8 protein-coding genes are annotated in these 12,134 nt (G+C 46.4%); all 8 read right to left on the bottom strand.

All coding sequences use genetic code 11. The annotated features are described in order from the left end of the window. Positions 1-3,436: Eco57I restriction-modification methylase domain-containing protein (locus H6B10_RS08025; protein ID WP_243427312.1), on the bottom strand; the 3,436-nt coding region annotated here is incomplete at its 3' end. A gap of 503 nt (positions 3,437-3,939) precedes the next feature. Further along, positions 3,940-4,899: a restriction endonuclease subunit M gene (locus H6B10_RS08030; RefSeq protein WP_243427313.1), complete on the bottom strand. Its 960-nt coding sequence runs from the start codon at positions 4,897-4,899 to the stop codon at positions 3,940-3,942. Between the two features lie 30 nt (positions 4,900-4,929). Beyond that, complete coding sequence (locus tag H6B10_RS08035; protein WP_040646951.1) at positions 4,930-5,142, bottom strand: helix-turn-helix domain-containing protein; 213 nt, start codon at positions 5,140-5,142, stop codon at positions 4,930-4,932. A 167-nt stretch (positions 5,143-5,309) separates the two neighbouring features. Further along, entirely contained in the window at positions 5,310-7,451 is a 2,142-nt protein-coding gene (locus tag H6B10_RS08040) for a coiled-coil domain-containing protein (RefSeq protein WP_204651117.1), read from the bottom strand. A gap of 227 nt (positions 7,452-7,678) precedes the next feature. After that, a complete protein-coding gene (locus tag H6B10_RS08045; protein WP_204651118.1) occupies positions 7,679-8,062 on the bottom strand; it encodes a TnpV protein in 384 nt (127 codons plus the stop codon). 270 nt (positions 8,063-8,332) lie between these two features. Further along, positions 8,333-9,514 (bottom strand): MFS transporter, encoded by a 1,182-nt coding sequence (locus tag H6B10_RS08050; RefSeq protein ID WP_204651119.1) that lies wholly within the window; start codon positions 9,512-9,514, stop codon positions 8,333-8,335. 120 nt (positions 9,515-9,634) lie between these two features. Continuing rightward, positions 9,635-10,525: a helix-turn-helix domain-containing protein gene (locus H6B10_RS08055; protein ID WP_204651120.1), complete on the bottom strand. Its 891-nt coding sequence runs from the start codon at positions 10,523-10,525 to the stop codon at positions 9,635-9,637. Between the two features lie 235 nt (positions 10,526-10,760). Continuing rightward, positions 10,761-12,134: alanine/glycine:cation symporter family protein (locus H6B10_RS08060; RefSeq protein ID WP_430661755.1), on the bottom strand; the 1,374-nt coding region annotated here is incomplete at its 5' end.

A 12,134-nucleotide genomic window follows, 5' to 3' on the forward strand; every position in this document is an offset into this window, starting at 1 on the left:
CGGTATCTGTCCAAGGTTTGGAAAAGTCCTGCATCGGAACAAAACGGTACGTTTTGCTCGGTGCATGCTGAGAAATCTTTATTGACAAAACAAGGGATCGGAAGAATTTGCTTTTCAGGTAAACAATGAAATTTTTAGCTTCTTCTTCACTGTTAAAAGAAGCATACAAATATGATTGTGAACAAATGGAATTAGCGCCACCGAACTCTGGAACACCCAGTATTTGGTGCGGAAAAGTTTCTCCGGCCCCATATGCTTCAGGAATAAACACTTTTATTGCGTCAATATCTCCGCTATTTTTAGTGATTTTCGTTCTGTCAACATATCCTATTTTTCTTTCGGAGCTTTCTATATAAAATAGCCTCGTATTATGCTCATCGCTTTTCTCATCGTACAAGTCGATAGGATTTTTCTTACTGCCTTTTGGATTGGTTGGAATTCCAAACGGTGTATCACCGGAAATAATCTCGCTAACGGTTCTGGGGCTGTGCGCCATTACCTTCTTCACAATATTAGCAAGCATCGGCTCACGAATCAAAACGTCAAAATCATTAAGATTTCGCATAATTGTTGTAGGTGTCCCATTTTTTACGAGCGTATACTCACACTCACCAGAATACCCTTCTTGGGACAAGAAATAGCAAAGGCCACCCTTGATTTCCACAGAAGGGAATATATCATGAGAATCAGAAAAGACAAACATTTTGCTGATTCCTCCATCAGCAAGCATGTCATGTCGGAATTCAGCTAAAAGATTCTCCCGTCCACCAGAAAACCACCTTGAAGGAATGATCAAAGAAGTATAGTCAGCCTGTAGCTTCTGTGCAGACGAAACAAAATATTGATAAATTGGTGCATCATTTGTACCGCCAGAACCACCGGAAAGCTGATACGGCGGATTACCTACTACGGCATCAAATTTCATAGCGTTCACCCCTTCCTTCTTCCAATAGCTGGGCTTCAGCACCCGGTCCACAAACTGCCGGGGCTTGTTCTTCATCATGTTGATCAGGTCATCGAAATAATGGGCATTCACCGGAATATCCCGATATCCAGCCAGTGTGCGCCGGGTGATCTGCTTGGCCATAGGCGTTTTGCAAATCACAAACACATTTTCCCGCACAGCTGCATCCCAAAGCTGCTGCAATTTTGTATCATCCAGTTCTTCTTCGGAACAGGCGGCGCACCGGCTGCGGAAAATGCTATATGTTACATACAAGGGATACAGGCCGGTTTTAGAGTTGATTTCCAGCACACGGGCACCTGCGTTTGCAAAGGTATCGGCGGTCACTTTACCACGATCCACAAAGCGGGGCTTGTCCACCATCTGCTCGTGAGCTTCGTCGTAGAAGTCATAGCCGCCCAAACAGTCGCTCATGTGCATATTCACTACCCGCCATGGGGTCAGAACAGTCTCCTTGTCCGGGTTTTTGAAACAAGCAAACAGCTGTGCAATTTTCTTGACCCGCTCCGTGGGGGAAAGCTCATCAGCGCTGAAAACTGTGGTGCGAATCCGACGACCAGCAGCCACAAAGATTTCCTGGTCATAGTATTTGATAAAACTTTTGAACATCTCTTTGGTGACACCGGAAGGCATAAATTCCTCCCAGGAGGAATCGTCCACGATGTCCACCAACTTTTCCATGGTGATATCCTCGTCAATGGGAATATCAGCGCCGTAAATGAGCAGCGGCATACGGATGGAAATGCCCCGCAGGATGGAAATCGCATTATTTTTGAGCTTCTGCTTTTCCTTCATCTCCTGCAAACGCTTTTCTTCATCCGGCGTGCGCTCCCGCTTGGGCTTTTTCTCAATCCGCCCCAGTTCTTCGTATTCTTCATCTGTAAAGCCCTGAGCATTGATGTCAATTTCCTTAGCTTTGGGCGCGGCCTTAGATGTGCCGACAATCTTTTTCAGGTTATTAAATTTTTCAATTTCCAACTCATTCAAGCGGAGCAGTTCCTCATTGTAGAGGTTGGTATCGTCAAAGCCATTTTGCACAGCCCGTTCTGCATAGGCCCGTTTCAATTGCTGGAGCAGACGGTTGGTGTCATAGGCTTTCATCACCGTGCCATCCACCGCAATCACCGGGCAATAGTTCAAAAACTCACCCATAATTCGGCGGTCGGATTCATTAGCCTTGCCCGCTTTAGTGGACAGAGCCGCAGACTCCGCTACCATTTTCAAAGTGCGGTCAGGGGCAAAGTCAAACACATAGCAGCAGCGTTTGATCTTACCGTCCTTGTTGCAGGGCGACTGTACCCGGAAGATGGTTTGCAAATAGTTGGCGGCAGAAGTGGAGAACGATCCGGCCAGCATAAACACAGCCGTCCACTCCGGCACTGTGACGCCGGTGGTCAGCTTGCCGCAGGAAAGGGTGATGGTGTAGCCGTCGTTTCTGGCGCCGTTGATAGCCTGACGCACCTTTTGGAGCGCATCTTCGGAGCGTTCCTCTTCATCGCCGTCACCGGCCACATTGACAATATCAAATACACCGCAACCAAAGACCGGGTGTTTCTTCATCAGCTTGCTCAGGGCCTTGGCCTCTTTGACACCGGGAACCATACAAAGGGCATGGCGGAACAGGTTGCGGTATTCTTCGTTGGCATAAGGATAGTGGCTGTCCGGGTCGTCTTTTGTAATCAGGTTCAAAAAGCTCCAAACATCGCTTTCGTGGACGAAATCGCCCACCTGTGCAGTAGCTGGCATGGCCTTGTGGTCGTGCTTGATATCACCAGTCCAGACACGGAAAAACTCCCGGAAATTGAACGCCTTGTCCTCCAGCTCCACATAGCTTTTATCGGTCAGGATTTTACCCAGGTCGTAGGTGTAGATTTTCAGCTCCGGCAACTCGTCATAGGGATTGGAATCTCCAAAGTGCAGCTCGTCCCACTGTGCTTTGCGCTGCTGCTCCATCACATAGTCCCAGGTGTAGATGTTATCGTCAAATTCCTTGAGAATATTGAACGGCGTACCGGACAGGGCAAGAAACTTGGTATCGTAGCCGTTCCCTTCCTTGACCAGATTCTTGATGACATCATCGCCCAGGGCGGTGGTGGTTCCTTCATGGGCCTCATCCACGATGACCAGATCCCAGTCCAGTGAGAACACTGCATCGTTCTTATCGAATTTGCCTCCAACGGTGGAAGAACCACGCAGATCCTGAATAGATGCAAAATAGACGAATTTTTTGCCGCTGTTCAGCAGATCTTCGATGGCAGCCCCGTGGCCCTTGGAGCCGTAGGTGTAGTCATCGGTATTATAGAAAATCTTCTGAAAATCCTCATACCAGCCATCGTCCACCACAGGGCGGTGAGTAACAATAATGGTCTTGGCAAAGCCAGACTTCTTAACCACCTGAAGGGCAGAAAGGGTTTTGCCGAAACGCATCTTTGCGTTCCAGAGCATTCGGCTTCCCGTTTTGAACTGCTTCATCGTTTTCTCGATGGCTTCTTCCTGCTCCGGGCGGAACACGATGGGAGTAAACCCTGTACCTGCCCCCATGCCGGACAGGTTAGGCTGGCACTTCTTCACAGCTTCGATAGCCTTTTGGACGGTGGCCAGATCGACCTCAAACCATTCTCTGCTGGTAGAGTTTTTCAGCTTTTTCTTGGGAATACCGGAGTTCTCCAGCACCCGGTGTACATCATGGTCCCGGAAAGCTTTCAGCACCTGCTGTCCATCCTTGCCTCTAACAAGACGGACAGCCAACTCGGTATGTAGCAGCTGGGCAGAAATACCCGCTGTGTTCGTGTACTGCTTAATCCGGCTCAGCGCCGCCTGATTCAGCGCCTTACAGTTGGGGAACAGGGCATCAATGGAAGCGTCTGACTGAATCGTGGTATCACCAATTTTCAAAAGCCCTTTATGAGCCTCGTCATTGATGGCAAAAACATAAATCAATTTGTACTCAAAAGCAGTTCCAAATACGGTTTCCATTATCGTTCCCCCTTCACCAAAGAGTAGTATTCCACGATCACTTTGGATCGCCAATCTTTGATTTTGCACCGTGACTGTGCAGGCTTTTGCACAATCAGTGTTTCGGTTTCTATAAAGTCAAACAGAGAAAGCTGGTTCATCTCTTCCTGAATATCACAGAGCGGTGGCCCATAGGTGAGCCCATCCATCTGCCACAGATTCCAGGAAATGATGGTAGCCACTTTTTTAAGCTCATTGAGCGTAGGTGTGCGCTTCAGTGCATACCGCATATAGTCAATAAAAGTATACAGCAGGTTTTCTCGTGCAAGCAATAAGTTGTCACCTTGGAACTCAAAACCGTACACACTTTCATAAGCTCGATACGCCCATTTCAGCCATTCGCTTTCGTCGGAGGCATTTTCGGTCACAACACGTAGCTTGCGATCCAGTAAGCCGATCCGGGAGAGAAGTTCGATAGGCTTACCGGTTACAGTATCATAGCGGCTCACCAGATAGGGGGCCTCACCGCAGGAAATTTCAATTCTTCGTGCATCCACATACTGCTTCCATGTGTGTTGTTTATCATCAGGAAACACAATCCGTTCCGTTGCCGTCCAGGTGCTGTCTTGCGGGATATTAAACACATTAGGCCGACCAAACCAATGCTCGTCCACCAAGTTATTTTGAGCATTGCAGATCCAGGAAGGGGTAAACACTTCCGCTTTATCTCTGGTGCGGCTGTTTTTTTGCTCATGTGCCTTTGCTACACGAGGCTGAATCAGCTTAGAATGAACGCCAGTAATCAGGCTTGCGTAGATTTGCTCTGTCGCTGCATAAAGCTCCCCATGGGAGATATAGTCACTGGTTGCCCAGATAATGTTCTCATTTGTCGTTCTGTCTTTTAGAAGGATATCAAGCAGTTCACGGTTGTATTGAGCAATATCTTCTTCGATCACATCCAGTTTTTCTTCAAATTGCATGATACGCCTCCTCTCTATCATTATGGCAACTCATTGTTGGGACTCCGGGATAAACTCAAGAATATCATCTACACCGCAGTCCAGAGCAATACAGATTTTCTCAATGGTCTGCATAGCAATATATTCATCCCGCTTCAGACGGGTAATGATGTTCAAACTGATTCCTGCTTGTTTAGCCAACTGATTATTGGTCATTTTCCGGTCGATCATCATCTTAAATAGCTTATTATACTGAACTGCCATAAACATCCTCCGGTCTTTTACTGGCTTATAGGTGTTTTAAGTATATCACGAACTCGTGATAATTTCAATGAAAATAAGATTTCTGCTGTACAGGAATAAAACAAGAGCAACCCGGAGCCTAATAACTCAGGTTGCCCTTGACTAATTTTACTGACGAATATCGAGTTTCAATTTAATTGATGGTCATCGATATATTTTTGAACCAAATCCATTTTTGACTTTTTCTTTTTGGTCGCATTAAAGGGGTTTCTCATCCATTTTTTCAAGAAATATCCTACTATTCCTGCAAAAACGCCATCAATTGCATAAACAAAGTCCCCAACACACATGCCAAAATAAGTACTCCTTATCCACTCATAAAATAGAATGGCAAAATTCCATTCCTTATCTTTACAAATAAACTGGAGACCAATAAATATAACTAAAAAAACCACCAATAAAGCAAGTAAAATGGGAAGTACATAGTTTATCCAAATATACTTTGCCATAATTTTACTTGTAGCCAGATTGATAATCTGCTCTTGCTTTTTCTTTAATTCTTCTGTTTGATTTTCAATCTGGCGCTTTGAATCTTCCAATGCATGACTCTGTTCTTCAAACCTTTCCTGCATGGCTTCAACCTCTGCTCCACGCTGTGAAACATCTGTCTGAAGAGATTGAATTTGATCCTCTTTTTTCCTGAGTTCCTCATCCAAATAATTTTGAGTTATACGCTGGACTTTTTCATAAAGATCCATATCAGAAGAACTATTCTTTATAACATTTTGAAATTCATCGCTATAAACGGCTGCAACCAAGTGCTCTTGAGTTTTGATATCTTCTGTAATAGAACTAATGCCTGACAAAATAATATTTGCATTTTCTGGCGAAATCTGTTTAGATTTTGGTCTAATATTTATAAAACTAACAAAGCTATCATAGTCGTTTTCTGACCGTCCACAGGTTTTTAATAATACTAGAAATAGCTGACTGGGATAAATAACAACGGGATAATCAGCATCAGTACGATTCATATCCCAGAGTCGTAATGCCTTATCGGAAGATACCAAAAAAATATCTTTATCTCTAGAATTTTCACGAAGTATCTCAATATGTCGAACAACCGTAGCATCATGGCTATCTCGCTGTGAATAGCTATAATCATCAGATCGATAACTATCCTTTATTCCTTGCTTCACATGATTGATAGATAATGTATACCTATTTCGAGCAGTTTTGAACTCGTCTGTATGATATATTGATGCTGGTATCTTAACATCATCATCGATAGCATATTTCCTTACAAATTTTAGATAGAGTGATCTAATATAAGAAACAAAATACGCTAGTGATACATTAGGACGAGTTTGGCGCCAATTTTCAAAAAATGCAAATATATTATAGTCAGAAATTTCCTCATAAGCGCCAATATAAATATTACCTCTAGGATAATGTTGCATTTGAGATACATAATATGAAATGGTGTCAAAGAATTCCTTATTTGTGCTGTGGGAAATAATTAATTTTAGTTTTGCTTGCTTGCATTTGTTAAGAAAGGCAATAACCACCTTTTTTCTTGACTCTCCATTAATCCCCAAGGCTCGAAAGATGATATTTGTGTCTAAAAAAATTACTCTGTCCTTAATTATTCCATTTAACAAGTGATTCGGAGAATCTCCATTGATTAAAAGGCAATACTCAAGACAGCAATAAACAAGATTCCCCAATGCTGAATTTTTAGCAGTATTTTCCCAAGATAAGAAATCATGAACTAGTTGTTTTTCAGTATCATCAAGTTCAGAGACATCCACCGACAATTCACTACTAGTAAATTGTGTCCCGTCTTTTCCTGACAGCAAAACTTGATAGGAATTAATATTTGTAGTTGTCAACTCGTATAAATAAATGTGGATAGCATTTTTGCATTTTTCTGGTTCAGAAATTTGTTTTTCATCAATAAATTGGTCAATATAGTCGTCAATGCTATTTTTTTGCATTTCAACAGATTCTGTATATGCCTGCGACGTGAGGCAATATGCCCTGCATTCATCTATTAAAACAGACTGAAATACACCTCGGGATTGCCTAATTACTGCATCGACTTCATCTTCTGAAATATGGTATTTATATATATCCAGTAAGTTCGAAATGATTTCACTTTTTGTTAGATATTCATTTTCTTTTGCAACGAACATGCATCTAATAATCTGTGTTTGAATTTCCGAATCAGATACCACATCGCTACTTTCAGAATAAATCGAAGCCGCCAGACGGAAAAGGTCCTTTTGCATCGCAATATCATTTTTTAACGGAGCAGATACAACACTCATATTTTTCTCCTTAATATTGAGTCGGCTTTCCCTTAAAAATTTCGGGTAATTGACCAGTACAGCTTCCAACATTGAATGGTAAATTTTATTATACTCGTTATTATATATGGAATCAACAATCCGCATTGCATATCGACACTGCTAATTAAAAATATTATAAAAACGAAGCTACCTCTTGATTTTTCAAAAAGGTAACTTCGTTTTTTGTAGTGTCGTATATTTAAGCGTTACCGATAAATTATCTCGCTTAGGATGATCTCTTCTGCCCGCTTACGAATGTTGTTCATAGTGCCCACCCACGCCATTGGATCATGAGCTTTCAATTCTTCGGTAATGTTTTCTGCCGCTTTCATCTGATTGATGAGGCGGTTCATCCGCTTCTGTGCCTGCTCATTCAGGTCAGCCAGATATGTCCAGAGTTTGCCGGACAAAATCAGTTCGTTGTACAGGGCTGGATGATACTGCGCCAAATAGTCTTTGTGCATCCGCCCCCAAATCCCAATAGGCCGGGTCTCTTCCCGCAATTCCAAGTCGGGGACGTAGTAGTCGCCAACCAACGTATAATTCAGGCCATTGTGTTCATCGTAAATATGTTTTTTGAGTTCTTCCATGTTGTTGATCTCCTCATTCTGGTGTGATAGTTAGCAAGCCTGGCTCTCCAGAAATATTGGTAAATCATTGGTAAAACTGAGGTTGAAACACAGGAAGTGCTTGATTTACAGGCGTTTTTTCATGTCCGGTAAATCCTGCCGTGGCACACGAAAAGTATTTTGGTCATCTTTTTACCTATCCCTCCATAAAGCTGCCAATCAAAGAGATTTTCTGTGGTTCGTACTTGTATTGTACACGATTTTCCCATCATTTCACAGCCGAAAGAACGGCTATTTTTGTCTTTTTTGCAGCGCCACCAGCCCCAGTACCAGAGCAATGGGGAAAACTGCCGCAACAAGGAATCCTTTTTTCAGATCGCCGCCGACTGCCTCGGATACAACCCCCACCGACATTGGCCCAACCGTGCCGCCCAGGTCCCCGGCCAGCGCCAAAAAGGCAAACATCGCCGTACCTCCCTTGGGACAGGCCCGGGAGGAAAGACTGAGGGTGCCCGGCCACATGATACCTACGGAAAATCCGCACAACGCGCAACCTGCCAGCCCTGCCACCGGGTATACCGACAGGGACGCCACCAAATAGCAGCCTATACACAGCATCCCGCACGCCAGCATAATTTTTCCCAAATCCATTTTGTGGCTCATTTTGGCACACAGTACACGGGACGTCCCCATAAGGGCTGCAAACAGGCAGGGCCCCGCAAGGTCGCCAAGGGTTTTGGGAACCCCTATTGCTGCCTCCGCAAAAGCGGATGCCCACTGGGTCATTGCGTTTTCTGCCGCGCCGGAACAGACCATCAAAAGCACCAAAAACCAGAACAGAGGCAGGCGAAGCAAGCTTCCTCCCCCCATGCCTTCACCGCTTTCCACCAGTCTTTCTATCGGGCAGGCAATAAAATTAAAAACATTCCAAAGGGGAATCAGCGCCCACAGCAGCGTGAGAATCCGCCAGTTTTCCAGCCCAAACAAGGCAAAAAACACCGTGGAACCCAAAACCACAGCCATCATGCCCCAACAGTAAAAGGAATGAAGCAAACTCATCCGGCTGGCCTTGTTCTCAAAAGGGCATGCTTCCACAATGGGGCTGACCACCACTTCGACCAGACCGCTGCTGACTGCGTAAACCATAACCGAAATCAAAATTCCCAGAAAGGGAACCGGCAAAAGATCCGGCAAAAACGCCAGCAGCACCAGCCCCACCGCTGCCATACCGTGGGCGGCGACCAAACAGGTACGGTAACCGATCCTGTCCACAAAGTTTGCGGCGACCAAGTCGATCATCAGCTGTGTCAGAAAAAACACGGTGGGAATCAATGCAAGTTCCCCCATCGAAATGTGATAGCTCTTTTGAAACGTCAAAAAGAGAAGCGGCGCAAAGTTTGCACAGATAGCCTGTGTCACATATCCCAAATAACAGGCATGCAAGGTTTTTTGATAGTTGGGTGTAATGGTCATAAAGGTTCCCTTTCTCCTGTGTGGTTCCACGTTCAGCACATTTTTGTAACGGCCGTGCTGTAGGGCATTATAACAGCAAGGTCTGAGAAGGATAAGGGATAATCCCGCCAAATGATAGCACTATTTTCCCAAATTGCGGACCTGGCCAGGTGTATAGCCGTAAATTTTCCGGAACTGGCGCCCGAAGTAATTGGTGGAACGGAATCCGCAGGCCAGGCTTATTTCCTGTACCGTCAGGTCGGTATCATGCAGCAGTCTGTGCGCGGTCTGCAGCCGGTAACGGATCAACACATGTACCGGGGAGCAATCCATATATTCATGAAAACAGCGCGCCGCCTCGCTTCGGCTGATGCTCGCCGCCGCGGCAATATCTGCAAAGGTAATTGGTTCTGCATAATGAGCATACATGTAGGCCAGCATTTTTTGCACACGCACCTGTGAACGAAGCTGCATACCCGTAGCTTGGGATTTCGGCAGTACATCCCAATGACGATACAGCGCTTCAAACAGGCAGCTCAGGTCGCGCTGCACTGCCATTTCATAACAGGGCTCCCGCTGTTTAAGATGGGCAAACAGTTCATCCACAAGGCAGCATATGTTGCGGCACCAATCATCTTTCTGTCTGAACACAACAAAAGGCAGGGATTCAGAGTCCGCAATGGGTGCGATGTATTTTTGGTAAATCGTACCGGTTTCAGGGGCAATAAGCGTTCCGGAAAAAACCACAACGGGCATCGGGTCCGGCAGGTCCCCCGCAATCTGCCGCACACTGTGAAGCAGATTTCGATTCACCATCACGCTGTCCCCCGCCTTCAGCACGATGTGTGTTTGCCCCACCTGGTACTCCAAAACACCGGTCTCCGCTTTGGCAATTTCAAACTCCGGGTGCCAGTGCAGGGGCCCTTCTCGCTTGGGCAGCTCGCCAAGTTCATTTTCAAAAAAGGAAAGCGGGAAATCATCCCCTTCCCGGGAGATCTGTTCACGCATGGATTGGTCTACAATAACAGGCACAAGAATCTTCTCGCTTTCGATGCAGCTATTTCAGCAAATTGTTTCTGGAATTATATCCAGTATAGCAGCAAACGGATGCTTTATCCATGGAAGGATCTTGTCGTATACAAAAAAGGTTCTCCACTGTTTTTAGCTATAATGCTGGGAAGCTGCACACAAAAAGGGACACTGTCCAAAACAGTGTCCCTTGTATATCGCGTTCCCAAAAGATACGTCACCGGCAACGCTTGCATTTTTATGAAGATTTCTTCTGCATCTGATTCTGCTCATAATCCCGCAGGCTGGCCAGTGCCTTGGGCGCCAACGGGAAGAGAGCAATCATGTTGAACACCGTCATCAGGCCGACGCCCACATCGCCCAGGTCCCACACGAACTGGTAAGCGGCCAGGCCGCCGATAAACAGCATGACCAGCGCCAGAATCTTATAGGCCAGCTGGGCGCTCCAGCGGTCGCCGAAAAGATACGCCACATTAGAGCGGGCATAAAACAGAATTCCCAGAAAGGTGGACAGACTGAACAGCCACAGAATCACCGCAATGAAAATCACACCAAACTCGCCCAGGTGATAGTGCATGGCCGCCTGCAGCAGGTCCATGCCCTCCAGACCGGCGGTCAATTCCGTGGGAGTAAGCAGCATGATCATAGCGGAACAGCTGCAGATCACCAGCGTATCGATAAAAACACCCAATGCCTGGAGCAGACCCGCTTTGGCCGGATGATCGATATGGGAGGCCGCTGCTGCGCAGGGGGCAGAACCGGAACCAGCTTCGTTGGAGAAGAGGCCGCGCTTGGTACCGTTCATAATCACGGCACCGATGCCGCCGCCTACCACCTGGCGCAGACCGAAAGCCTCGGCAAAGATCTGCTGGAACACGCCCGGCAGCAAGGCCGCATTTTTAATAATGATAAACAGGGTAATAAAGAAGTAACAGGCCGCCATGACCGGAACCATAACATCCAGCACCCGGACCGTGGCGTTTTTGCGCAGCACGATGACAGCCGCCACGATCACCAGCGCAATGGTGGAATACAGCGGCGGAATATGGAAGGCGTTTTCAAAAGAAGCCGAGATGGAATTGCTGGTTACCTGGCTGATGCCGCACCAGCAGATAAGTCCCGACAGCGCAAACAGCACCGCGATCACCGAATGTTTGCGGCGGCTTCCCTTGGGCACAAACAATGCGTGCAGATAATAGGCAGGACCGCCCCGGTACCCACCGTAGAGGGGATCTTTTTCCTTATAAAGCTGTGCCAGGGTTGCCTCAATAAACGCAGTGGAAGACCCCAGCAGCGCCATGACCCACATCCAGAACACAGCCCCGGCACCGCCGGCGGAAATGGCCGCCACAACACCCACCAGGTTGCCCATTCCCACCCGGCAGGCCGTAGACACGATCAGTGCCTGCACGCCGGAAAGACCGTGCTCGGTCTTTTTGTTGTTGGACATGGTGACGCGGACCATTTCCGGAAACAAACGAAAAGGCAAAAAACGTGTACGCACCGTAAAATAGACGCCCGCCGGCACCAGAATCATCACCAGCAGCGAAAGCCCCAGGCTGCTGCCTCCCGGCAGCGGGATCTGTACCAGATCTCCCCAGAGCAGATTGTA

It is taken from the genome of Gemmiger formicilis (assembly GCF_016901605.1).
Lineage (GTDB): Bacteria > Bacillota > Clostridia > Oscillospirales > Ruminococcaceae > Gemmiger > Gemmiger formicilis_B.